Origin of the sequence: Psychrobacter sp. 78a-MNA-CIBAN-0178, assembly GCF_040309625.1 — a bacterium.
In the GTDB taxonomy this organism is placed as follows: Bacteria; Pseudomonadota; Gammaproteobacteria; order Pseudomonadales; family Moraxellaceae; genus Psychrobacter; species Psychrobacter okhotskensis.
On record NZ_JBEOOZ010000032.1, the window covers coordinates 1 to 25798 of the forward strand.

21 protein-coding genes are annotated in these 25798 nt (G+C 43.0%); 9 read left to right on the forward strand and 12 right to left on the reverse strand.

Features of this window, described 5'->3' with window-relative positions; all coding sequences use genetic code 11:
* Nucleotides 1-85 precede the first annotated feature (85 nt).
* The 4 genes from AAEY80_RS12900 to AAEY80_RS12915 all read right to left on the reverse strand — a co-directional run bounded on the left by AAEY80_RS12900 (nt 86) and on the right by AAEY80_RS12915 (nt 4168).
* Nucleotides 86-853 carry a hypothetical protein gene (locus tag AAEY80_RS12900; RefSeq protein WP_201566724.1) on the reverse strand — a complete coding sequence of 256 codons (768 nt, stop codon included), beginning with the start codon at nt 851-853 and terminating at the stop codon, nt 86-88.
* Nucleotides 854-939: 86 nt separating this feature from the next.
* Nucleotides 940-1953, reverse strand: a complete 1014-nt coding sequence (locus AAEY80_RS12905; RefSeq protein WP_201566721.1) for an NAD-dependent epimerase — start codon at nt 1951-1953, stop codon at nt 940-942.
* On the reverse strand, nt 1953-3119 hold the full coding sequence (locus tag AAEY80_RS12910; RefSeq protein ID WP_101211954.1) for a nucleotide sugar dehydrogenase: 1167 nt from the start codon (nt 3117-3119) through the stop codon (nt 1953-1955). The genes AAEY80_RS12905 and AAEY80_RS12910 overlap by 1 nt, the downstream gene beginning before the upstream one ends.
* 38 nt (nt 3120-3157) lie before the next feature.
* Nucleotides 3158-4168 (reverse strand): stealth family protein, encoded by a 1011-nt coding sequence (locus AAEY80_RS12915; RefSeq protein ID WP_101211953.1) that lies wholly within the window; start codon nt 4166-4168, stop codon nt 3158-3160.
* A gap of 225 nt (nt 4169-4393) precedes the next feature.
* On the opposite strand from AAEY80_RS12915, the gene AAEY80_RS12920 reads away from it, so the two are divergent.
* Together AAEY80_RS12920 and AAEY80_RS12925 are read left to right on the forward strand one after the other, a co-directional pair.
* Nucleotides 4394-5143: a glycosyltransferase family protein gene (locus AAEY80_RS12920; protein WP_227687645.1), complete on the forward strand. Its 750-nt coding sequence runs from the start codon at nt 4394-4396 to the stop codon at nt 5141-5143.
* A gap of 11 nt (nt 5144-5154) precedes the next feature.
* The gene (locus tag AAEY80_RS12925) at nt 5155-5397 is read left to right on the forward strand and encodes a hypothetical protein (protein ID WP_374190008.1); all 243 of its coding nucleotides are present in this window, start codon (nt 5155-5157) and stop codon (nt 5395-5397) included.
* A gap of 16 nt (nt 5398-5413) precedes the next feature.
* On the opposite strand, the gene AAEY80_RS12930 is transcribed toward AAEY80_RS12925, so the two are convergent.
* The 3 genes from AAEY80_RS12930 to aspS form a co-directional block, all read right to left on the reverse strand.
* Nucleotides 5414-6130 (reverse strand): glycosyltransferase, encoded by a 717-nt coding sequence (locus AAEY80_RS12930; RefSeq protein ID WP_407074194.1) that lies wholly within the window; start codon nt 6128-6130, stop codon nt 5414-5416.
* A 210-nt stretch (nt 6131-6340) separates the two neighbouring features.
* A complete protein-coding gene (locus AAEY80_RS12935) occupies nt 6341-7315 on the reverse strand; it encodes a lysophospholipid acyltransferase family protein (RefSeq protein WP_350588420.1) in 975 nt (324 codons plus the stop codon).
* A 79-nt stretch (nt 7316-7394) separates the two neighbouring features.
* A complete protein-coding gene (aspS, locus tag AAEY80_RS12940; protein WP_350588424.1) occupies nt 7395-9209 on the reverse strand; it encodes an aspartate--tRNA ligase in 1815 nt (604 codons plus the stop codon).
* A gap of 507 nt (nt 9210-9716) precedes the next feature.
* Here aspS and sohB point away from each other — a divergent pair.
* From sohB to AAEY80_RS12965, 5 genes are all read left to right on the forward strand, one after another.
* Nucleotides 9717-10691, forward strand: coding sequence for a protease SohB (gene sohB, locus AAEY80_RS12945; protein WP_025652760.1), 975 nt, complete (start codon nt 9717-9719; stop codon nt 10689-10691).
* Between the two features lie 258 nt (nt 10692-10949).
* Nucleotides 10950-12200 carry an acyl-CoA dehydrogenase family protein gene (locus AAEY80_RS12950; protein ID WP_350588425.1) on the forward strand — a complete coding sequence of 417 codons (1251 nt, stop codon included), beginning with the start codon at nt 10950-10952 and terminating at the stop codon, nt 12198-12200.
* 201 nt (nt 12201-12401) lie between these two features.
* Complete coding sequence (locus tag AAEY80_RS12955) at nt 12402-13685, forward strand: phosphotransferase family protein (protein WP_101211951.1); 1284 nt, start codon at nt 12402-12404, stop codon at nt 13683-13685.
* A 48-nt stretch (nt 13686-13733) separates the two neighbouring features.
* Nucleotides 13734-14498 (forward strand): histidine phosphatase family protein, encoded by a 765-nt coding sequence (locus tag AAEY80_RS12960; RefSeq protein WP_101211950.1) that lies wholly within the window; start codon nt 13734-13736, stop codon nt 14496-14498.
* Between the two features lie 172 nt (nt 14499-14670).
* Nucleotides 14671-15540, forward strand: coding sequence for an SDR family oxidoreductase (locus AAEY80_RS12965; RefSeq protein ID WP_101211949.1), 870 nt, complete (start codon nt 14671-14673; stop codon nt 15538-15540).
* A 541-nt stretch (nt 15541-16081) separates the two neighbouring features.
* Here AAEY80_RS12965 and AAEY80_RS12970 read toward each other — a convergent pair.
* From AAEY80_RS12970 to AAEY80_RS12990, 5 genes are all read right to left on the reverse strand, one after another.
* Nucleotides 16082-17782 carry an AMP-binding protein gene (locus AAEY80_RS12970; protein ID WP_201577084.1) on the reverse strand — a complete coding sequence of 567 codons (1701 nt, stop codon included), beginning with the start codon at nt 17780-17782 and terminating at the stop codon, nt 16082-16084.
* Nucleotides 17783-18532: 750 nt separating this feature from the next.
* The gene (locus AAEY80_RS12975; RefSeq protein ID WP_350588422.1) at nt 18533-20230 is read right to left on the reverse strand and encodes an AMP-binding protein; all 1698 of its coding nucleotides are present in this window, start codon (nt 20228-20230) and stop codon (nt 18533-18535) included.
* Nucleotides 20231-20647: 417 nt separating this feature from the next.
* A complete protein-coding gene (locus AAEY80_RS12980) occupies nt 20648-21439 on the reverse strand; it encodes an ABC transporter permease (protein WP_025652753.1) in 792 nt (263 codons plus the stop codon).
* 390 nt (nt 21440-21829) lie between these two features.
* Nucleotides 21830-22687, reverse strand: a complete 858-nt coding sequence (locus tag AAEY80_RS12985; RefSeq protein ID WP_201583626.1) for an ABC transporter ATP-binding protein — start codon at nt 22685-22687, stop codon at nt 21830-21832.
* Between the two features lie 9 nt (nt 22688-22696).
* The gene (locus AAEY80_RS12990) at nt 22697-23317 is read right to left on the reverse strand and encodes a hotdog domain-containing protein (protein ID WP_201608096.1); all 621 of its coding nucleotides are present in this window, start codon (nt 23315-23317) and stop codon (nt 22697-22699) included.
* Between the two features lie 204 nt (nt 23318-23521).
* Between AAEY80_RS12990 and xthA the strand changes: the two genes are divergently transcribed.
* Together xthA and argJ are read left to right on the forward strand one after the other, a co-directional pair.
* Nucleotides 23522-24346 (forward strand): exodeoxyribonuclease III, encoded by an 825-nt coding sequence (gene xthA, locus AAEY80_RS12995; RefSeq protein WP_201617466.1) that lies wholly within the window; start codon nt 23522-23524, stop codon nt 24344-24346.
* 68 nt (nt 24347-24414) lie between these two features.
* Nucleotides 24415-25638 (forward strand): bifunctional glutamate N-acetyltransferase/amino-acid acetyltransferase ArgJ, encoded by a 1224-nt coding sequence (gene argJ / locus AAEY80_RS13000; RefSeq protein ID WP_025652748.1) that lies wholly within the window; start codon nt 24415-24417, stop codon nt 25636-25638.
* The last annotated feature ends 160 nt before the right edge of the window (nt 25639-25798 follow it).

Here is a 25798-nt window from a genome sequence, read left to right on the forward strand (position 1 = left end):
TGTAAAAGAGCCAGAAAAGATGAGATTACAAGCTGCTTAATTGGGCTTGATGGTGACAACTACCTTGAAAAACTCCGGTATATATCTAATCCAACCACCATTTAGACCATTCATCTGTATGTAGCTGTCTTAAGATTGAGAAAGCACTATCATTATTTTGGAGTTTTTCAAATACAGATAGCAATATAGTTGTTGCCAGTTCATCCGCTTTGTAAAATTTACGATAACGCTTGCGCATATTTCTTAAGCTATCGTCAGTGCCGATTCGGAAGTAAGTAAGACCATCATAAAGAGGTAAGTCGCCCTTATAAAGCATATCACTTTTATCATTAAGCACTGGCCTAGGATCTGTATCAATAGGAAGCTGTAAAAAGTTCTTGGTTTCGTACGTTCTTAAAGTGTTAATTAAGGTAATGACATTCATCAAAATCGTTGCTCTAGTGATATCTGTGGAATGATCAATAAAGGTATCACAGGCAGAAACGATCCAGCGTATAGATAAATGCTCTAATAAGTACTCACTTTCAGCGGCCCATAATCGCTCAAATTCAGCAAAGGTTTTATCTCTTTTATACTTACGACGTAATAATATGACCAAGGTATTGTGATAAAAATAAAGTTCTGAATGACCCACCATCTGATGCTTCAAATTGTTTAAATGACTTTCTAAATCTTTACTTTTACGCTCGTCGGTAAGCGCTCCTAAGTCACACATTGACTCATCTATTAATGTGGCTTTCATTTCTGCAAAGCTTTTATTATGGTAATTTTTGAGAATTTTACCAGCATTGAGTCTTTTTTCACTCCTAAACATCAAAGTCAGCTTTCGCTGCCATGCTGATTCTGTAGCCATGCCATAAACTCCATCGAGTGAATATAATGAAATAAGTTTCGAAGATTTTAGCTCTGGAAACTCAGTTCTCTTTATGTCAGTTTGTTTTAAACGCTGTAATAAGCTCTATACCAATTTACAAACTTTTCAATCCCCTCTTCAATATTGGTCTTAGGTCTAAAACCAATATCTTCTACTAGCTCATCAATATCAGCATAAGTAATAGGTACATCGCCTGCTTGCATCGGCAATAAGTTTTCTTTAGCTTTCTTACCGCAAGCGCTTTCAATAGCAGTAATAAATCGGCGTAGGGTGATAGGCTGGTTATTACCAATATTGTATAGCTTATAAGGAGCAGTTGCCGTCGTGATAGAAGAAGTCTGAGAAGAGGGCAGTTTTTCCATTATGCGCATGATACCTTGGATAATATCATCAATATAAGTAAAGTCTCGCTGCATAATACCGTTATTGAAGACATCGATAGGCTCACCTGCCAGTATCTTTTTGGTAAAGGAAAAATACGCCATATCAGGGCGACCGTAAGAGCCGTAAACGGTAAAAAAGCGCAGACCTGTAGTAGGAATGTTGTATAAATGGCTGTAGCTATGCGCCATAAGCTCATTGGACTTTTTGGTAGCTGCATATAAGCTAATAGGGAAATCAACACAGTCTTCAGTGCTAAAGGGCTGCTTGATGTTCATACCGTATACAGAGCTGGAGCTGGCATATACTAAATGCTTTACCTTAGTATGCCTGCACCCTTCAAGAACGTTTAAAAAACCCACCATGTTTGAGTCCATATAGGCGTTGGGGTTTTCAATAGAGTAACGTACGCCAGCCTGAGCACCAAGATTAATGACAACATCAAACTTATATTTAGAGAACAAAGCGGACATTGCCTCACGGTCCGCAAGGTCTAATTTAATAAATTTAAAGGCTTTTGCTGTTGGAAGCTCACTTAGTATTCGCAAACGCTCTTGTTTCAATTCAACTTCGTAATAATCGTTGAGATTATCAATGCCAACAACAAAGGAGTCTTTATCTAAAAATTTATCATTCAATAACGCTTTGATTAAATGAAAGCCAATAAATCCTGCAGCACCTGTGATTAACACTTTCATCAATCGCTCCCAAATAAATCGCGAGTGAAAACCTTGTTCGCTACATCTTCTATATCAGCAGAAAGTCTATTGGCTACGATAACATCACTGATTGATTTGAACTCTTCCAAGTCCTTTATCACTTTTGAGTTAAAAAACTCTTCTTCTTCCAGTACTGGCTCATATACCACGACTTCTATGCCTTTAGCTTTGATGCGCTTCATGATGCCTTGAATAGCAGAGGCTCTAAAGTTATCCGAACCACTCTTCATAACCAAGCGATGCACACCGACAATTTTAGGCTTTCTCTCGATAATTTTATCTGCGATAAAGTCTTTACGAGTCCTATTAGAGTCGACGACCGCTCTAATCAAATTGCTCGGCACCTCGTCGTAATTGGCCAACAGCTGCTTAGTATCTTTGGGAAGGCAGTAGCCACCGTAACCAAACGAGGGATTGTTGTAATGAGTGCCGATACGAGGGTCTAAGCCAACGCCCTCGATGATTTGCTTGGTGGACAGCCCAAACGTCTGCGCATAAGTATCCAGCTCATTAAAGTAAGCCACACGCATAGCTAGATAAGTGTTTGAGAACAGCTTGATTGCTTCGGCTTCTGTCGGCTCAGTAAACAGCAGTGGTACGTCCTTTTTTATCGCCCCTTGTAATAGTAAGTTTGCAAACTGTTCTGCGCGCTCCGATTGCTCCCCGACGATAATTCTAGAAGGATAAAGGTTATCATGTAGCGCTTGGCCTTCTCTTAAGAACTCAGGGGAGAAGATGATATTATCGGTGTTATAGCGCTCTCTTACACTCATAGTATAACCAACTGGCACCGTTGACTTAATAACGATTAACGCCTGTGTATTGACTGATAATACCTCTTCAATCACCGCTTCTACGGTTGAGGTATTAAAATAATTGGTCTTAGGGTCATAATCAGTTGGTGTGGCTATAATGATAAAGTCCGCATTTTCATAGGCTTTTTTAGCATTTAAAGTAGCGGTAAAATCAATGGGCTTGTTTAATAAAAAATCTTCAATATCCTTATCTTCAATGGGGGACTGCTTAGCATTGAGCATATCAATTTTTTCAGCAACCACATCGACCGCGATCACTTCATTATGCTGCGCTAGTAGCATCGCGTTTGATAAGCCTACGTAGCCTGTACCTATTACTGATATTTTCATAATGCATCCAAATAATTGCTAAGCTAGGTTTAAAAGCGTTAGCGTTTAGGTTTGTTTGTATCTGTTAGCACCGAAGAAGGTAAGTAAGCTGAGAATTTATCTCTCATGGCCTGACTGACCTTCATATAAGATTCTGCCTCAAGTAAATCTAAGCTTTGAATACAGCCGTACTTGATAGCATTATCCTCTAACGCGGCTATAAAACCCTTAACACCATCATTATTCTTTAGATAATTAATAGGGATATCAGGCTGCAAATGCACTTCATTTTTTTGAATTTTTAAATGATTCATCAGGGTTATAGGGTTGACTTGAGCTACGTCTCTGAATTTATATTTAATTTGGCTTTCTAAAAATCGTGGATGGCTAAGCAGATAGTTTTGTATTACCTTTTTATCAACGATATGTGGATAATGGTGAATTTCAAAGAACTCATCCATATTCAATATTTTGGCACTTAACATCTGTGCTACGGTGTGGCTTGGTTGTACTGGTGTTGCCAAGAATTTAAATCGAGATTTTCGGAAATTGAGTTTGGCATTCAGAACTGTACTTTTACGCCAATGACCATGAATCACAAGCTTTTCTTTATCCAAAAAATCCTCTATAGCGACGGGCTGATTAAAAAAGAAATCGTCGTTCATATAAATAAAATAATCGGATAAGCCTTCAATATTACTTATCATAGTTTCAATTGAGCGAGTATTGAAAGTAGGCAAAAATTCTTCATAGCCTAAAAATATATCTTTATGATCAATAATGCGTATTTTATCCATGGCACAGATATTTTGTTTGGCAAACTCATCTATAAACGTAGGCTGCTGTTGATCGCTAACAATATAAATATGACGGCAAAAAGGAACGTACTTTAGAATAGAAGCAATATTATAATATATTTCATCATCACTAGCGAAACGGGTGGCAGTTATCGCATCTGAGGCCACTGATTTGCCGGACTTATATTGGTTCCTCTTTGCTTTTAGGATCGGGTCAGCACCATCTACCCAAGCTATAACGATATCCAATTGTTTTTCGTCAGGCAGTTTCATAACTTATCCTATTATTTAATTGGCTTATTGCTAGCATTTCAATCCTTACTATCCCAGGTTTAGATTGATCTAATTATTATTTTTAGCGCCATTATTATCAACGCAATTGATTATTAAAGCGAGGTTATAAAAGGAGATGAGACTAGCATATAAAGCCAGAAGGCTGCAATAAGTAACGTTAAGTCCTTTACTGATATATCCAATAACCAGATCAAGACTCTTACGATGAAACCCATTATTTTACTGATATTAAAAGCACTAGAAGGGCGCGGTGCTGAGCGCATGGTTGCAACCTTGGCAGGTGCCTATGCTGATCTAAATTATGATGTTCACGTACTTTGTCTCGAATATACCCGAGATATGCCATTGGATTCGCGCGTGCAAGTTCATGTAGTGCCATATCACCAAGTGTTTTCTGAGCAAGTATTTGCAGCTGATTCCAAGCAAGCAAATGCTTATAGAGCAGTGGCGCAACGGATAGATGATTATGTGCTCGATAACATAGGAGTGCCAAATCTCATCCTAGCTAGTATATATAAAATCAACTGCATAATGGCGTATAGCCAATTAACAAATATCATCAATGTATTGCATACGGCAGTGTCCAGACAGTTTCAAGAGAAGCTAGTAAGCGATCTGCAAACAACCATTACCCACCTAAAAATGGTATATGGTGCCCATCCATGCAGCTGTGTTAGCGATGGTGCGCGTAAGGACTTGTTAACACTGATAGGCCCTGTGAATAAGACGACCATTTATAATCCTTGCGCTATCGATGACATAAAAAAAGCAGCCACGCAGCCGTTGGCTCTCAGCCAGTTCGGTATTACGTATAAAAAATATATGATTCACGTGGCCTCATTCGATAGTATGAAAGGTCATCATGAGTTATTGCATGCTTACGCCAAAACAGCACGCAGCTATCCTTTAGGTTTGAGGGTTTTGGTTATACCATCGTCGAGGCACAAGCGCTAGGCGTACCGATAATCAGTACAGATTGTCCGTTTGGCCCAAGAGAGTTGTTGCCGGCGCAGAACCTAGTCTCCCTAGGCGATATCGAGGGCTTAGCATCGCTGATGAATCAAGTAACGGCTCATCCGCACAGTTATCTTCAACGACACGAGGTAAGCCGGGCGTTAGTTCTATATTACCTTTCCAGATTTTTACCGAAGCCTCTTTTATTCGTTCAAATGTTGAGTAAACCATCGGCATCGCAAGAACTCGAATAAAGGATTGTTGACAGGGTCACTGCCAATAAGGTATCAGCCAAGGACTTGGCTTTACGTGGCGATACCATTTACCGCCGCCGCCTTTAATGGCATCTGGCGGGTTAATCTCACCATGAAAGACAACAATTTTTGCACCATCAGGCAGCGTAGGCGTACGTACCAAATTAAGAGGAATGGGCGCAATACATTGGTACTTGAAGCTGACGCACCACGTCTTATCCCAATATTCTAAGTGGTGATGCTCACGTAAGTAATTGGATAAATAAGCTTGCTCATGACGAACTTGAGTACGAATAGTCTCAAAGTTACGTTCAAAGTTTGTCAGCAAATCAGGGTAGGTGTTCATCCCAATATTAAAGCGATAAACCGAGCTATTACCAATCATCCGCCATGGCTTTTTCCAGTCACGAATGATGACGACGCTATCATCGTATTTGGCTTTATAAGTAAAAAAGCTATCAATATTATCAACGATAACGATATCGATGTCTAAGAATAAGGCGACACCTTTAAGGCCATATAGTTCTGGCTTAAAAGTGGTGAGTTTCTTCCAACCACGCTCCGGTCCTGCTGGTAAATCCATCTCAGGGATAGGATGACAAATGACCGCAGGGTCGATGCCCGTGCTGTCATCGGTTAAGCAAATCATCTGAAAATCTAAGGTCAAATGGCGATTGACCATATTGTATAGACGGTTGACGTATTCAGGACCGTACTTATCACCCCATTTCATACAAATAATATATCGCTGTCCCGCTCGCGAAGTATCTTTTTTGGTTCTATTTTTTGATAAGTTTTCGGCTACGTCAGTTACCATGGTGTACTCGTATTGATATGAATAAAAAAATATTACATTCAAAATTAGGAGGCATGAAAGTATGAGTCAATGTTAGCACAGCTGTCATTGGCGATATGTTTAAACGTTTAAAAATTTGTATGGTTATTACTGCTGATCATCGTTAGGAAGTTTTTTATGATCATCTTTACTATTAGAAGGCAATGAAGAATGAGACTGGTTGGTACGAATAAAATTTGCCAATACTGTGTCATCAGCGCGATAAGGATTGCCCAAAATAGGGATATGCTTAAAACGTCGATAGCCCCACATATAATGACTGAATTTGTCTTCTATCATATATTGCATTGCTTGATTGAGGGCGTAGGCAGCGACAGACGCATCACGGTTGTAAAGGGCAGGATCATCAAGTCGGTAACAATAAATATCGAAACCCCGTCCGTCGTCACGGCGAATACAAGATAAGCCGACCAGCGCACACTTGGTCTTGCTAGCGAGTTTGGAGGCGAGCGTACTGGTTAAGGTCTCAATACCAAAAAAAGGCACGACAACGCCCCCTGAGGGATCGGGGACATGGTCGGGTAGTATAATACTAAAGCCCCCTTGTTTGAGGGTCTTAAAGATGGCTTTGACACCGCTACCATCAGTGGGTACTAGCGTGGCGTTAAGGCGTGCTCGACCTTGTAGTATGAAGTCGTCGGTCAAATTGCCCTTGGCTGGCTTGTACATGATGGTCGGTGAGCCAAATTGATTAAGCCACGCGTTCATCATCTCCCAGGTACCGAGATGTGGAACGATAGCTAGCATACCATTGGTACTAGCCAGTCCTTCTAACAAAATGTCTTTGTTATGCACATCACGAATCTGAGCGATACTCCACTCAGGTGGCATCGCCCAGCTTTTGATAGACTCGATACTGGTCATAGACTGATGATAAATAATGTCTTTGACTAAAGCCTGTCTTTGATTATCTGGTAGTGCATGGTGAATCAGCGCCAGATTAATATTGACAGTACGCATGATACTCAGACTGGGTATTTTTACGATTACCCAAGCAACAAAACGTGCCAGTATCTGTAACACAGACAGTGGCACGAATTTGAAAATATGATACGGATTCATGACCATTCACATGATAATGAATCACATAGCAAATCAGTTAAAACACATCTGAGCATGATGAGACCATTTATTTAGCAGGTTATTTGGCATCAGCCTGTGCTTTTTCGCGCACACGAATACCAAGATCACGTAGCTGCTTGCTATCAACTTCAGCAGGTGCTTGAGTTAGTGGACACTCAGCAGTTTTGGTTTTTGGGAAAGCGATAACATCACGAATGGAGTCCGCGCCTACCATGAGCATAATCAGGCGATCTAAACCAAAAGCCAAGCCACCATGCGGAGGCGCACCGAATTTTAAGGCGTCAAGTAAGAAACCAAACTTGTCTTCTGCCTCTTGCTCTCCGATACCTAAGGCTTCAAGTACCGCTTGCTGCATATCAAAGGTATTGATACGTAAGCTACCACCGCCAACTTCAGTACCATTTAAGACCATATCATAAGCGATAGATAGCGCAGTTTCTGGGCTGTCTTTTAGCTCTTGTACTGAGCCTTTAGGCTTAGTGAACGGATGATGCATTGACGTCCAGCGACCATCGTCAGTCTGCTCAAACATTGGGAAATCAGTCACCCAAAGTGGCGCCCACTGACAAGTGGTCATCTCAAGGTCTAGACCGATTTTTTGGCGTAGGGCACCGATTGCATCGTTTACGACACTGGCTTTATCTGCACCAAAGAAGATAATATCATTGCTTTCTGCACCAGTACGCTCAATTAAGCTTACCAACACATCGTCGGGCATGTTTTTAATGATAGGAGACTGCAAGCCAGACTCTTTATCGACACCGTTATTGATATTAGCTGCGTCATTGACTTTGATATAAGCCAAACCACGTGCACCATAAATACCGACAAACTTGGTATAAGCATCGATTTGCTTACGGCTGAGTGATGCGCCACCAGGAATACGTAGAGCAGCAACACGACCTTTAGGATCGTTCGCAGGACCGGCAAATACTTTGAAATCAACGTCTTTCATTAAATCGGCAACGTCGACCAATTTTAATGGAATACGTAAGTCAGGCTTGTCTGAGGCATAGTCACGCATCGCTTCAGCGTAAGTCATACGTGGGAAATCTTCAAACTCCACATCCATCATGGTTTTGAATAAATGCTTAATCAAACCTTCGTTAATGTTCATGATTTCTTCTTCGTTTAAGAAAGAAGTCTCAATATCCACCTGAGTAAATTCAGGCTGACGATCGGCACGTAAGTCTTCGTCACGGAAGCATTTAGCGATTTGATAATAACGGTCAAATCCTGACACCATTAACAATTGCTTAAATAGCTGTGGCGACTGCGGCAAGGCAAAGAAGTTACCAGGACGTGTACGAGAAGGCACCAAATAATCACGCGCACCTTCTGGCGTTGCACGAGTCAAGATAGGGGTTTCAACGTCTAAGAAACCATGGTCATCTAAATAGCGACGAATCGTTGAAGTGGCTTTGGCACGGAACACCATGCGCTCTTGCATTTGCGGACGGCGCATATCAAGGTAGCGGTATTTCAAGCGCAAGTCTTCTGATACCGTAGTTTTCTCATCATTCAATGGGAACGGTGGGGTTTCAGATTTTGCCAATACTTCGATTTCTTTCGCCAGTAGCTCAATCTGACCACTGGTCATATTATTGTTTTCAGTACCTTCATAACGGCGACGTACGCGACCAGTAATTTTTAGCACATATTCAGGACGTACCGCATCAGCAGTAGCAAAGGCTTCTGGGGTATCAGGATCCACGACTACTTGCAAGATACCAGCGCGGTCACGCATGTCTAAAAAAATTACGCCACCGTGATCGCGACGACGATGTACCCAACCTACGATACTAATGGTTTGCTCAATGAAGCTTTCGGTTACGGCTCCGCAATATTCGTCTCGGTATTCGCTATGCGTCATAGTGCTTTGCGTCATAATAAGGTTATCCAGTTGTCAGCCCAATTCGAAATACAATAATGCAGCCATTGTTGCGCGATTCAAGCGATGCGCAAAAAAAAGCACAAACAACGCGATTAAGACAAATGGTCATCACGTTGGCTGCAGAAAATATGATATAAACGCATATTATGCCTAAACTGCCTTTGTTATACAACCAGCTAAGTTATACAACTAGCCCAGTCCAATCAAAACACACGAGCGCGTCGGTCTCGAGAGTCGGCATCAAAGGTATTTATTCAGTAACATCTGTATTGGGTTAAATATTGTCATTTTGCTTGAAAATATTGCGAAGCGTGCGCATATCAACCGCACGCTAATAAAAACAGCTATAGTCATTCCACTATAAAAGTATTACAGCGTTGACCTCGCTTGAAGTATCACCTATACATCACCACTCGGTTGCCTTGTACTACTTTTAAATTGAATCGACTATATATAGATATATCTACTGACTTGAGGATTTGTATTATGCTATTTCATCCCCCCAAAAACCCTGTTGAGCTAAAAGTACTACATCTGAACGAAAGCCAAAAGCAACGCCGTGAAGATCTTATGGAGGCCACTCAAGGCAAAGCTGCTCTCAAGCAATTCAAAAAAGCCATGGCTAAAAAAGCCAAGCAAGCGCTAAAAGCCAAAAGTAAGAAAAAAAACGTGGCTGATAAACATCAGGTCTTTGTCCTCGATTTTGATGGTGATATCAAAGCCACGGCGGTCAAGCATCTTCGTGAAGAAATCAGTACGCTCATCAGTACTGCCAATAAAGGCGATGAAGTCGTGGTGCGCCTAGAATCAGGTGGCGGTTTGGTTCATGGTTATGGATTGGCAGCGGCACAGTTGGCGCGTCTAAAAGATGCCGGTCTAAAACTAACGGTCTGTGTCGATAAAGTCGCGGCGAGTGGCGGTTATATGATGGCATGTGTCGCGGATAATATCGTCGCCGCACCATTTGCCATTATCGGCTCGATTGGTGTGGTGTCACAATTGCCCAACTTCCATAAATGGCTCAAAAACCATGACGTCGATTATGAGATGTTTACCGCTGGTGATTACAAGCGTACGGTGACGGTATTTGGAGAAAACGATGCCGAAGATCGCGCTAAGTACCAAGAAGAGCTAGAGCAGACGCATGAGTTGTTTAAGCATTTCGTCAATCGTTATCGTTCAATGCTAGACTTAGATAAAGTCGCCACGGGTGAGCATTGGTATGGTGAGGACGCTGTGCATCTGAACTTGGTTGATAAACTGCAAACCTCAGACAGCTACCTTTTAGAGTTGATGGAAAACAATGAAGTGTATGCGCTGCATTCTCGTCAAAAACCAACCTTTGCTGAAAAACTAGGATTGGCTCAAGCGGCAGAAGCGACACTCAGCATAGCCATCGATAAGCTGCCAGACGCCTTAGCACGTTTTGATTTTAACAGTCGTCTGAATATTCTTAAATAGCTTTAGATATCATCAGGGTATTCAACAGCTGATATTGTAGTCGCTATGTTCTGAATCGTGCATTGTTTGCATTTTGTAAAAGGCGTGTCCTAGCTGGTCGCGCCTTTTTGCTGTTTAATCGTAATTGCTGTGTTATAAATGGTGCATACAAAGCAGAGTATACGTACGTACACTATAAAGTTTTATTCAGTTTTTAATTAATGCTTGATTAAAATAATCAACACAGAAAAGGAAGTCATTATGTCTAACAATACATTGATGTTTACGGCGACAGAACATGGTCAAGCCATGCATGCCAAAGTTAAGGAGTTTATCGAAACCCAAATTGAGCCAATCGAGGCGCAGTTTTGGGCAGATTGTCATGAGCAAAATCCAGATGGTAATTGGAAAAACTGGCAATGGCCAGAGAAGTACGAGAGCCTACGTAAACAAGCGCGCGAAGCAGGCTTATGGAATTTGTTTTTGCCGGACGATATTCTAGGTGCAGGGCTTTCAGTGACCGATTATGCACCGATTGCCGAGTTGACTGGTCGCAGTTTGCTCGCGCCTTATGTATTCAACTGCAATGCCCCTGATAGCGGCAATATGGAATTGCTATGGCGCTATGGTTCTAAGGAGCAGCAAGACAAATGGATGACCCCAATTTTAGAGGGTAAAACGCGTTCGGTCTTTTGTATGACTGAGCCTGATGTTGCCTCAAGTGATGCCACCAATATGCAAGCGACTGCTGTTGTCGATGGTGATGAGATTGTTATCAATGGTAGTAAATGGTGGTCATCGGGTCTGGGTGATCCGGCTGTCGATGTGCTGATTGTGATGGCTTACACTCCTGATGATAGTAAAGGCCGTCATCAACAGCACTCTATGGTACTAGTGCCAGCAAAAACTGAAGGCGTTAATATCGAGCGTATGCTCAAAGTATTTGGTGATTATGATGCGCCGCACGGTCATGGTGAAGTCAGCTTTAATAATGTCCGCGTGCCCGTCAGCCACTTTATTGGTGGACCGGGTATGGGCTTTGAAATTGCGCAGGGTCGTCTAGGGCCAGGTCGCATTCATCATTGCATGCGTTGTATTGGTGCGGCCGAAAAGTCGCTAGAGTTGGCAGTCAATCGCGGTATGCAGCGCAGCGCTTTTGGTAAGCCATTATTACAATTGGGTGGCAACTTCGAGCGTATCGCTGAAGCGCGTATCAAGATTGATCAAGCACGCTTGCTGACACTATACGCGGCGCAGAAAATGGACGCCCAAGGTACCAAAGCAGCACTCACAGAAATCTCTGCTATTAAAGTCGTTGCACCGACTGTGTTACAAGAAGTGGTCGATATGGCGATTCAGATTCATGGTGGTATGGGCGTTTGTCAAGATACCATGTTGCCAAGCTTCTTTGCTCAAGCGCGAGCATTGCGTTTGGCCGATGGCCCTGATGAAGTACATAAAACCATGATTGCTAAGTTAGAGCTAAAACGTCAAGGTTTTAGCCGTCCGTCTAAATCTGCAAAAGCATAGTTATAGTTTCTGTTGTTAGGGCGTGTGTTTATCGGCTTCAATGACGGTTCGCTGAATAGCCATGCATTTAATAGCAATATATTGAACATCCATGTGCTTAACGTAAGAATTAATTAAAAATTCACTATCAAATATCGATAGTGAATTTTTATTACCAACATATTTTATAAATAAAAATGACAACAAGATAAGGAATATCTCATGGCAACTGATAATCATGCCAACAATACTGACAATGACCATCAAACACTTAATAAAGTCTTGGATAAAGGTGGCGAAGTGCGCGAAGGCGAAGAGCTTGACGCACAAGCAGTCAGCGCTTGGCTACGCGAGCAAGGCGTCGATATAAAAGGTGAGCCAACGGTTACTCAGTTTTCTGGCGGCGCCTCAAACTGGACTTATCGTCTACAATACGGCAGTGATGGTGATGGCCAAGATTTAATTCTACGTCGTCCGCCAAAAGGCACCAAGGCCAAGTCAGCGCATGATATGGTGCGCGAATATACCGTGCAAAAAGCCTTAAAAGACGCCTATCCTTATGTGCCAAAGATGGTGGCGTTATGTACCGATGAAGCTGTGATCGGTGCCGATTTTTATGTCATGGAGCGCATGGAAGGCATCATTCCTCGTGCCAATTTGCCAAAAGGCATCGATTTAGATCCTGAGCAAACGCGTGCATTGTGTACCAATGTCATCGATGCGTTGGTCGAATTGCATCAAGTAGATTATAAAGAGCATCCAGATTTGGTCACGCTAGGTCGCGGTGACGGCTATTGTGAGCGCCAAGTTAGCGGCTGGGATAAACGCTACGTCAAAGCAAAAACGCCCAACGTACCAAGCTTTGCACTAGTACGGCAGTGGCTTGGTAAGCATACGCCTGCTGATAGCAAAACCTGCATCATCCATAATGACTGGCGTTTTGATAATGTCATTTTGGCAGCTGATGATCCGACCAAAGTCATTGGTGTGCTTGATTGGGAGATGGCGACCCTTGGTGATCCTTTAATGGATTTGGGTAGTGCCTTGGCGTATTGGATTGAAGAAGATGACAATATCGTCATGCAACAGTCACGCCGTCAGCCCACCCATTTAAAGGGCATGATGACGCGTGACGAAGTCGTTGCCTATTACTTGAAGCAGACAGGGTTAGCGGTAGACAACTGGACCTTTTATGAAGTGTTTGGCTTGTTTCGCTTAGCGGGTATCGTTCAGCAAATTTACTATCGTTACTACCATAAGCAAACAAGTAATCCCGCCTTTAAGAATTTTTGGCTTATCGTCCACGTTCTACACGCCAAATGTCTTAAGCTGATTGCTCAGTATGAAGGTGAGGCACTGTTTAACACTCATGTACAGCCACACCTAAAAGAGATGGGGGTCGACGCTACGACGATTGAGCAGCTACCGAGCCCTGTACAAAAAGTGGTCAAAGGTATTTTGCCAAAAGGCTATTTTGCCAAGAGTACTGATGCTTCTGACGAATAATTGTCTTAAAAGCAGCCGTTTAGTGAATGTAATAACAAGGGATTATTTATGACAACCATCCTTCTGGCACGTCATGGTCAAGCATCGTTTGGGCAAAAGAATTATGATAAGCTCTCAGAATTAGGGAGTATGCAAGCGCAGATGCTCGGCCAGCACTATGCAACGACGCAGCGCCGCATTGACGCTATTTTTAGTGGCAGTTTAGAACGGCAAAAAGACTCGGCGCGGCACTTTTGGGAGAGTTACCAGACCTCTATTAACCATAATGGTAATGATAATGCGCCTCTCTTAGCGGCACTCGATATAAATGAGCCTGACAGCTACATCATTCCGCAGTTTGATGAGTTTAATCACAAAGACGTGTTGGTTAAATCAGATCCTACTTTTGCCAGTAGATCGGCAATTGCTATTGAGATTGCCAAGGCAGAGGTTCCAGCGCGGCGCTTAGCTGAGCTGTTCGATCTGGCGATGCAGCGCTGGCATGCGGGTGATAATGATCATGACTATCTTGAGAGCTGGTCACAATTCAATAGCCGTACTCAACAAGCGCTTGAGCAAATCCGCACGCAAGTCACCAGTTTAAACTTAGATCGCCACAGTACGGTACTGGTCTTCACCTCTGGCGGTGTGATCGCTGCTATCACCGCACAACTGTTGCAGCAAGGTAGCCAGACTGCGTATCAGCTTAATAAAAGCTTGGTCAATACCGGGGTAACCTCTCTTACGCTAAAAGATCAAAGCACACGCCTGATGTCTCTCAATGAATATAGTCATCTATTTGCCGACGGTAAACGCTTCGTGACGTGGCGATAGGTGACCAGACTATTCTTTTAGTCATACACACTGGCTTAAATACATAACCATGACTCAGTGATTACTCATCAGCTGTTAGAATATAAATGTAAGCAATTGATTTCAATACCTCATAAGTACCGTTTTATGAGGTATCGAAGCTATTTCGTTATCGTTATACAAAGGATTGGTCATGAAAAATCAATTAATTGGCTTAGCTACCAAAACCACTAAGCAAAGCCAGCAGCAGATATTGAGTGCTGTGCAACCGGCACGCTATCTTAAAGGCTTGAATAAGCAGCAAGTAGGGCGTGATAAGACCATTTTAATCACGGGTGCCAGCTCCGGCTTAGGCGAGGGGATGGCGAGACTGTTTGCCAAGCTTGGCTACAACCTCGCTATCTGTGCGCGCCGTACTGAGCGCTTAGAGCGTTTGAAGTCAGAACTGATGACCACTTATCCCAATATTCGCGTTGAATATCGCGTATTAGACGTCAGTAATTACGATGCAGTTTTTGAGGTGTTTGATGCTTTTGCCGCCGACTTTGGTGGTATCGATCGTGTGGTGGTCAATGCAGGTGTCGGTGAGAGTCGCCGTATTGGTAAAGGTCGCTTTGAGACCAATCGCCGTACGGTTGAAATTAACTTTATCTCAGCACTGGCGCAGTGTGAAGCGGCCATGAGTATTTTTCGAGCCCAGAATAGCGGCCATTTGGTCGTCATATCAAGTATGTCGGCGATGCGCGGTTTACCGAGACACCTGACCACTTATGGTGCGACTAAAGCAGGGCTCGCTCATTTGGCAGAAGGCATCCGAGCTGATATGCTGTTGACCAAATTACCGATTAACGTTTCTACTATTTATCCAGGCTATATCCGTACGGAAATTAACGAAAACGCTAAGCCGTTACCGTTTGAAGTGGATGTAGATACGGGTACGAAAGCAATGGTTGCTGCGATCGAAGCAGGCGTTCAAGAAGCTTGTGTACCTAGCTTGCCCTGGGCAGTGGTCGGTCATGCCATGAAGCATTTGCCGTTACGAGTGCTCAATAAGTTCAGCTGATGATGTTTTTCTTGACGTAAATTTTGGTAAAAGTAAATTCAGAAAAAAAGCCCTCTATATCATCTGTAGAGGGCTTTTTTTCGCTAATTTTTGGTATAGCAATTTAGGGTCTGTTGAACATTCAAATATTAGGACTGCTGATTGCTAAAATCGTCCCAAACTAGGCGTAAACCGACGATAATGTCGAGACCTTAGCTAGGTTTACAACAACGTTTGGGGTGATTTCAGTATCAGCCTTTCAGGGCAGGGCTATTTTTTGCCAATACATGGCGAAATTATCTAACCTAGAATGACTAGGCGTCAAAAACTTCACTGCGTATTGTCTAAAAAATAGCCACTGCCAGTGCCACATTTGAATGTTCAACAGACCCTAGCAATAAAAATAAAACAGCTTCGTTTTAATCGTTATATAGTGAGTGAAAAATAATATCGAACCATCACGCACTGCTGATATCAATTTTTTTTGCTTGCTGCGCCTGCGCAGACAGAGGCTACAAAAAACCAATATCAGCAATAGCGTCGCGTTTTTTGGATATTTTGACTAAAGCGTTTGTGGGTTATCCAGCATATGCTGCTCACGTAACTTTTGGCGTAATACTTTACCAACGTTACTTTTAGGCAATTCACTCACAAATTCGATATGACGCGGACATTTATAGCCAGTCAAATTATCTAGCGCAAACTCTTTGATATCGCTCTTAGTGACATTATTGTCGGTAGGAACGATATAGATTTTGACCGCCTCACCTTGATGTTCATCAGGAATACCAATCACCGCACAGTCAATAATACCTTTACAATCTAGCATGACAGACTCAATCTCATTCGGAAAGACGTTAAAGCCTGAGACCAAAATCATGTCTTTTTTACGGTCTAATAAGGTAATGTAGCCTTTTTCGTCCATGCTAATAATATCGCCGGTACGGAAGTAACCGTCGCTGGTAAAGTCATTGCTGTTGTCTTTATTAAAGTAACCTGACGTGACATTCGGCCCTTTGATACACATCTCGCCCGCTTCGTGTAGTCCTACACGTTTACCATTGTCATCGACAATAATGATGTCAACGCTAGGTACGGGTATGCCGATAGTACCATTGAACTTACGGTCAGTGATGACATTGGCCGTACCTGCGGCTACACCTTCAGTCATCCCCCAACCTTCAACCATCGGGCAACCAGTCACTTCTAACCAGCGTTTCGCAGTCTGCTCAGTAGCAGCCATACCACCAGCTTGTGAAATACGTAACGAGCTAAAATTGAGATCTTTAAAGCTTGGTTGATCCAGCAGGCCTTTAAATAGGGTATTAACCGCAGGAAAAATATGGAACGGTTGTTTTGACAAGGTTTTGACAAAGCCCGGCATATCACGCGGATTCGGTACCAAGATAAAGGTATAGCCTGAACGCATACCCAGTAGGCTTAGCATAAAGGCAAAAATATGATACAGCGGCAAGGCCATGACCATATTAATATAGACTTCGTTAATTTCTGAGGTCACAGGGCGATACCATGCTTCTGACTGTAGCGCCGCTGCTACCACGTTACGCTGAGATAATACAGCACCTTTAGACAGTCCCGTGGTACCACCAGTATACTGTAAGATAGCTTTTTGCTCTAAAGAGGTCTTCTGCTTTTGAAACGGTAAGTTTTTACCTTTTTTAAGGACCTCAGGGAACTTGGTTACCTCGTGCTTAGGATCATCAAGCTTATATTTGGGTACGAGGCGCTTTACCTGACGGATAACTGTATTGACCAAGATACCTTTAAGGCCCATCATGTCGCCCATTTTTGATAGGACAATACGCTTGATGGCTGTCTCATCGATGACTTGCTCCAGTGCTTGAGCAAAATTATCGACCACAAAGATAATTTGAGCACCTGAATCATTCAGTTGATGGCGCAGCTCACGACCCGTATATAGCGGATTAATAGGGGTACACACATAACCGGCGCGCAAAATACCAATCATCGTTGGCAAGTATTGCGGGACGTTTGGCATCATGAGCGCAACCACACTGCCTTTAGGAATGCCTTGCGCTTGTAACCATGCTGCAACTGCTAGTGAGGCCTTATCAACGTCTCCATAAGTGTGCGTCACACCCATGCAGATAGACATGGGGTGCGGACGGAAGCGGTCAAAGCATTCCTCATAAAGTTCTATCAGGTTTTCGTATTGATCAGGATCGATGGTCTTGGGTACACTTGCAGGATATTGAGCAAGCCAAGGTTTATTCACGGTCATATTTAGCGTCCTTAAATATTAATATAAGTTAAGGTCTTAGAAGAAAGTAGTCACATCCCTGTCAACACCATAAATCATTGCGTAGTAATCAACGCGGTGCTGAGTGCTATCCTAACTATTAACTGACTGCTAACATACGGTGGCCCTTACACAATTTTGTTTAACTACAAAGAATGATGGCTTTTGTAGGATAAACGGCAAATAAGTACATTTAACGATTAAAATGTCACTCAGAAAATATCGTCACGTCTCAATAACCCTTATAAGTTACTTTCAATAAAAACCTTATCAATTAAAACTTTAGAACATCGACTGACATATTTTGGCAACACATTAACACAACTACAACTGAAGTCGATATTATGATAAGCGCACTTCACAGTACATATATAAATTTGATAAATAGAGTGATCTGTGTTGCAAGTCAAAAAACGACAAGCGGTAGATAAGTTAGGATAAGCTGTGCTATATCATAAAAAAATATAATGAAGTAGGGCAACGCTATAGAATGCGGTATTTGAGTCACTTATTTTAAAACTAGCGTTACAATATCTTGATGTATTTTTTGAACAGAAGCATACTTTAATGACCGTCATTCACGCGTAAGAAACAGGGCGTTAAATCAAATTTATGAAAATCATCACTATACTGTTTTGAATAGTTGAGCAAAAAAAGCGCCTTACCTTGTAGGTAAAGCGCATTTTATAATCAAATTTATAGAGCAGTTATATGTGACTGCGTTCAGTTTATTTATAACTGAGGGTGATCCGCGTCATGTTTTTCACGCAGTTTTTGACGTAAAACTTTACCAACGTTACTCTTTGGTAGCTCGCTGACGAATTCGATATGACGTGGACATTTATAGCCCGTCAAATTATCCAATGCAAACTCTTTAATGGTACTTTTGGTGACGTTATTATCTTCTGGTACCACATAGATTTTCACCGCTTCACCTTGATGATCATCAGGGATACCAATGACCGCGCAATCAAGAATACCTTCACAATCGAGCATGACCGATTCGATTTCGTTCGGGAAGACGTTGAAGCCTGAGACCAAAATCATATCTTTTTTACGGTCTAACAGTCTAAAGTAGCCTTTTTCGTCCATGCTAACGATATCGCCAGTGCGGAAATAACCGTCACTGGTGAAGTCATCACTGCTGTCTCTATTCAGATAGCCTAAGGTTACGTTAGGGCCTTTGACACACATCTCGCCAGCTTGATTGACGCCCACACGATTGCCTTCATCATCGATGACAATCACATCGACGCTAGGGACGGGAACACCAATCGTACCATTAAATTTACGATCTGTAATGACGTTGGCGGTGCCTACCGCGACACCTTCAGTCATGCCCCAACCTTCAATCATCGCACAGCCCGTCGTCTCAAGCCAGCGTTTCGCTGTCTGCTCAGTCGCTGCCATACCACCGGCTTGTGAGATACGCAATGAGCTAAAATTGAGATCTTTGAAGTTTGGATTATCAAGCAATCCTTTAAATAGAGTATTGACCGCTGGGAAGATATGGAACGGTTGTTTTGACAAGGTCTTGATAAATCCAGGGATATCACGTGGATTGGGTACCAAGATAAAGGTATAGCCCGAGCGCATGCCGAGCAAACTCAACATAAAGGCAAAGATATGATACAGCGGTAAGGCCATGACCATATTGATATAGACTTCATTGATCTCCGAGGTAATAGGGCGTGTCCATGCTTCTGATTGCATAGAAGCTGCCACGATATTACGCTGCGATAAAATCGCCCCTTTAGATAGACCAGTAGTACCGCCTGTATACTGTAAAAAAGCTTTTTGGTCCAAGGCCATTCTTGGTTTTTGTAGCGGTAGGTTTCTACCTTTTTTAAGAACGTCAGGGAACTTAGTGACTTCATGCTTAGGATCGTTCAGCTTGTACTTGGGTACCAGACGCTTAACCTGACGAATAATAGTATTTACTAAGATACCTTTTAGACCCATCATATCGCCCATTTTCGATAGGACAATACGCTTGATATTGGTCTCGTCGATAACTTGCTCGAGCGCTTGGGCAAAGTTATTAACCACAAAAATAACCTGAGCACCCGAGTCATTCAATTGATGGCGTAGCTCACGACCGGTATATAGGGGATTGACAGGCGTACAGACATAACCGGCGCGCAAAATACCAATCATGGTTGGCAAATATTGCGGGACGTTTGGCATCATGAGCGCAACCACCGTACCTTGAGGTAACCCTTGAGCTTGCAGCCATGCAGCAACGGCGAGCGACGCTTTATCAATGTCGTCATACGTATGGGTGACGCCCATACAGATACTCATGGGATGCATACGGAAGCGATCAAAGCATTCTTCGTATAGCTCTACTATGCTGCCATATCTATCTGGATCGATCGACTTCGGCATGCCTGCCGGATATTGGGCAAGCCAAGGTTTATTTAACGTCATAGTCAGCGTCCTTGAGGTTTAATATAGATTAAGGTTTGGTGAGAAAGCAGTCATATCCGTGTCAATAAAACAAATCAGCGCTGACGTGAACCATTTGCCGCTGAGAGCGATAACATCCTTATCTATTGACTGGCTGCTAAGATTTTGTTGCCATTATATATTTTATATCATGATAAAAAGTGGTAAATAAGCGAAGCAACCGTATGGGTAAATCCATACCAAAAGATCTGATTGGTACGAAAAACTTCTTATTAATTACCTGTTATATCAACTAGAGAGAATATAATGATACATTTGAGTAACACATTAGCATGAATCTAATTGTAGGCAATATTAGCATGCAAGTACTGAGCAGTACATACAAAAATTAGATAATTAGATTTATATCTGAGGCAAGATAAATAAGACGCATGGTCACTAAGGCAAGGTAAACTGTTGTTTGCTATTAAAAAAACGTCGGTAAATCAGTAACGCACTGATAGTACATCCCAACGTGCTACTAACACAGATCAAGAACATAGTGATAATCTGATAGCGTACCGCTTGAGTAGGATCTGCACCCGCTAGTATTTGCCCAGTCATCATCCCTGGTAGACTGACAATACCAACCACCAGCATAGAGTTTAGCGTTGGGGTCATGCCATTAATAATGGCGGCTCTTATCTGCTCATGCACAGCTTCGAACGGGCTGGCAGAGAGACTCAACATCGTTTCAATACGTCCTTGCTGCTCATGAAAGGCCTCAATCAACTGGTTGCTGGTCAAGGAGATGGCGGTCAAAGAATTGCCTAATATTAAGCCTAATATGGGAATGACGAATTGCGGTGTATACCACGGCTGTACTCTTAATATAAGCATGATTGCGATACTGGTGACCAATACGGCTGATAGACTGACAGCGAGCAAGGTGTCAGTGAATAAACCTTTGTAGCTGCGTTTGACTCGATTTTTGGCTGCAGCACCAGCGATTACGGTCATGATAGTCAGTATGAGTAGGACTTCGTACCACTGTTCACGAGCAAAAATCCATGCCAAAATCAGACCGATAAAGCTGAGCTGAACGATGGTGCGAATAGCAGCTGTTAATAGTGTTTTGGTTAAAGCTAAACGCAGTCGCCAAGAGATGATAAGCACGATAATAATTAAACTGCTGGCAAGCGCAATATCACCATAGGTGAGGAATATTTGCATATCGTCCGTCGCGTTCATAGCGGCTCATTATCAAAGGGGTTTAAGGAGTTAAGGTGTGATGTAGGTCAATAAATATTAGGGTCTGTTGAACATTCAAATATTAGGACTGCTGATTGCTAAAATCGTCCCAAACCTTTTATCAAATCAGGCGTAAACCGACGATAATGTCGAGACCTTAGCTAGGTTTACAACAACGTTTGGGGTGATTTTAGTATCAGCCTTTCAGGGCAGGGCTATTTTTTGCCAATACATGGCGAAATTATCTAACCTAGAATGACTAGGCGTCAAAAACTTCACTGCGTATTGTTTAAAAAATAGCCACTGCCAGTTCCACATTTGAATGTTCAACAGACCCTAAATGCCGTCACTATTGTCAACAACAGCAATAACTGAAAGCTGATGATAATGTTAGCTCACTTCGGTTAAGACGCCTGCTTGCATGTGCCAATGTCTGTCGGCTAATGGCATAATGTCTTGCGTATCATGTGTCACCCATAATACGCTGCGCTGGGCATCACCGCGTAACCAGTCAATCAGTAAATATACCAGCTGAGCTGAAGTATCGCTGTCTAAAGCCGCCGTCGGCTCATCTAATAACAGCACTTGTGGGTTTAGTTGTAAAAGACGTAAAGTGTTGACCAGTTGGCGCTCGCCACCAGATAAATAACTGGCCGCTTGCTGTAAAAAATCAGCGCGGCGTTCGAGCTTAACAAGTTGAGCGATATGCCAGTCGATATCAAAATCAAGGTGCTGATGCGCTTGTAGGCGATAGGGTATTTGTAAATTCTCAAGTACCGTGCCTTCTAGCAATTGTGGTTGCTGAGCCAGTAGGGCGATACGCGCGCGCCACTCAGGCGGCGGCGTATTATGAATACTATGATAAAGGCTGCTATTATCACTTCTATTATTTAACTCTTTATCATTACGCAAACAGACTTTACCGCTGCTCATCGGCAGTAAGCCTGCAAGCACACGCAGTAAAACGGATTTGCCGCTGCCAGAAGACCCTGTCAAAAGGGTCACTTGACCTGCTAATAATGTACCGCTAACGTTGTTTATCAAGACTCTTTTGGGTGTCGATAATATTTGCTTAGAAGAAGCGTTTTTTCTGAATTTGCGCGTCCACTTATCATAGGTGGCAGACAAGTTATTTGTTTGTGCCCTAATAGTGGGCTGTTTATCACCAGTATCGATTAGCGTGATACGCTTACTATGGACACAGATGTCTTTAAATTCAACGATAGGCATGTCATTATCAACGCTCATAGGTCGGCATCATTGTGTATTTATAGGTTGATCAATCGCTTCTTGTAAGGCCTCACGCAGTTTGTTTGGCACACGAATTGGACGCATTGGTGCAGCGCTCGCAACGGCAACATCCGGCTCTGCTCTGACTTGATTTTGCACGCAAGCGATGACGATTTTACCACTACTTAATAAGCTATTATTGGCGTTGGCGTTGTTCTTGGCACTGTTCTTGACGCTATCGGTAGAAGCGTTATCGGTAAGGTTATTATCAGTAGAGGCCTTGTCTGGACTATGACGGTGAATGCTCTGGTAAAAAACGATGCTGGCAGGTTTTAACTCGATTTTATCGACACGCACACTAATGACTTCATCCAGCAGAATGGCTCTTTTATATTGTAAGTCTGCCTGACTCACCACAAAATGCTGTACTTGACCCTCATCAGTCTGTAAGAAATACCCATTTAAACCCAGCTGGCCAAACCAATCGCGGCGGCAGTTTTCAAAAAACACCAAATGATTGGCGTGGTAGACTATACCGCCAGCGTCAGTATGGTTAATATAGACGTTGTAGTCTTTTGCAAATAATGGCGTGATTTGTTTTTTTGTCTTTGGCAAGGTGTTGGCGTTTTTGCTAATAGTGGTTGTCATAACAATGCTCAATAATTATTTTAATAAGTGTTGTGTAATCGGCCTGAGGCGCTCGCTTTCATTTAATAGCCATCGTCCTAATAACAGCTACTCTAGCTTAAGATATCAGGGCACGCAACAGTCAGGCTTGCTTACGTCTGTTATCATAGTGATTTATATACGCGTATCAGCACCGTCTTTTAATCAATCAGTATAGGATAATTTATGACCCGTTTTGTCAGTTTTAATATCAATGGTATTCGCGCTCGTCAACATCAGCTAGAGGCGGTGCGTGAGGTAATCGATCCTGATGTGATGGGTCTACAAGAAACCAAAGTACATGACGAGCAATTTCCTCTAGAGAACATAGAAAGCCTTGGCTATCACGTAGAGTATTTTGGGCAAAAAGGACATTATGGCGTGGCACTCTTGTCCAAGGTTGCGCCTATATTTGTGCAAAAAGGCTTTCCTGGTGAAGACGTTGAGGCACAAAAGCGTTTTATCCATGCGCGCTATGAATTTGATGGTCGTGAGGTTGATGTACTCAACGGCTATTTTCCTCAAGGTGAAAGTCAAGACCATCCGACCAAATTCCCGATGAAACGTGCTTATTATGCCGATTTGATGACCTATATCGATACGCTAAAAGCAGAAGGTCGCTCGCTCATCGTCATGGGTGATATGAATATTGCCCCAGAAGATATTGATATCGGTATTGGTGAAGTTAATGCTAAGCGCTGGTTGAAAAATAGAAAGACCTCGTTTTTGCCAGAAGAGCGTGATTGGTATGCAGCACTAATGTCACGCGAGTTGACCGATACTTATCGTTTGCACTATCCAGAGAGTACAGAGTTGTATAGCTGGTTCGATTACCGCAGTCGCGGCTTCAACGATGACCCTAAGCGTGGCCTACGTATCGATCATATTTTGTGCACCTCAGACCTAGTCGATGACTGCGTTGATGCCGGTATCAGCTATGAGCTACGTGCCATGGAAAAACCCTCTGACCATGCACCTATCTGGTCGGCATTTAAATTAAGCAAACCCTAGGGCGTGTTGAACACTCACAAATAACATTCTATTTATAATCATAAAAACTGGAAAGTAAGGAAGTCACTATGGCTGTTGGAAATGTTGCAGTACCTGATATTATTTATCCTATCGATGGCATTAAGTTAAGTGCGACCGCTGCAGGCGTACGCTACAAAGATCGTAATGATTTGGTGGTGATTGAGATTGCTGAGACGGCAAACAGTGCCGTGGTCACGACTAAAAATACCTTTTGCGCTGCGCCAGTAAGAGTATTGCGTGAGCATTTTGCCAAAGCCAGTCCGCGCTATTTGGTCACCAATACGGGCAATGCCAATGCTGGGACGGGTGCAGACGGCAAACGCCGCGCAGTTGATATCTGTACAGCGCTGGCCAGTAAAGCAGGCGTGGATGTCAGTTCTGTGTTGCCGTTTTCGACTGGAGTGATTGGCGAGCCACTAAACAGTGAGGCGGTCATCGCAGGCTTAGATAAAGCGCTTTCCAGTTTAGCCGCTGATAATTGGCTGGTGGCGGCGAATGGTATCCGTACCACAGACACTGTCCCTAAACTTGCTAGCCAAAAGGTCGACGCCGCAGGTAGCAGCTATCATATTACCGGCATGTCAAAAGGCTCAGGCATGATACGACCAAACATGGCGACCATGCTTGGCTATGTGGCGACCGATGCCAATATTGCGGCTGATTTATTACAAGAGATGCTAAGTGCCATTAATGAGCAGTCTTTTAACCGTATTACTGTCGATGGTGATACCTCGACCAATGACTGTTGCGTATTGATTGCCACCGGTACAGCCAGCGCTGATATGATTGACAGTCCAGAACACCCGCATTATCAGGCTATAGTTTCAGCTTTGACCGAGGTGTTCGTCCGTCTGGCACAATTGATTGTACGTGATGGGGAAGGCGCTACCAAGTTTATGACTGTAAAAGTGACGGGCGGCAAGACGACGCAAGAGTGCTGCGATGTGGCGTACGCGGTTGCACATTCTCCGTTGGTCAAGACCGCGTTCTTCGCTAGTGATGCCAACTGGGGTCGTATCCTTGCCGCAGTGGGTTATGCGGGTATCGAAGATTTGGATACCGAGCAAGTCGATGTTTATCTAGATGAGGTGATGATTTGCCAAAATGGTGGTGTTGCTCCCAGCTATACGGAAGCGGCGGGTAAGACCGTCATGAGTCGTCCTGAGATTACCATTCATATTGATCTGGCACGTGGCGACGCTAGCGATACCGTTTATACCTGCGATTTGTCTTACGATTATGTCAAGATAAATGCTGATTACCGAAGTTAATGATGGTACTAAGTGCTAATTAGCAAAAAGTAGATGGTGAAAAATGGCCGGAGTAATGCTTACTTCGGCCATTTTTTATGTTGCTTAGATTAACACATGAAGTGCAATACCAAATGTGAGGTGAAAAAAAGACCTAGATGCGCTAGCATCAAAGTCTTTA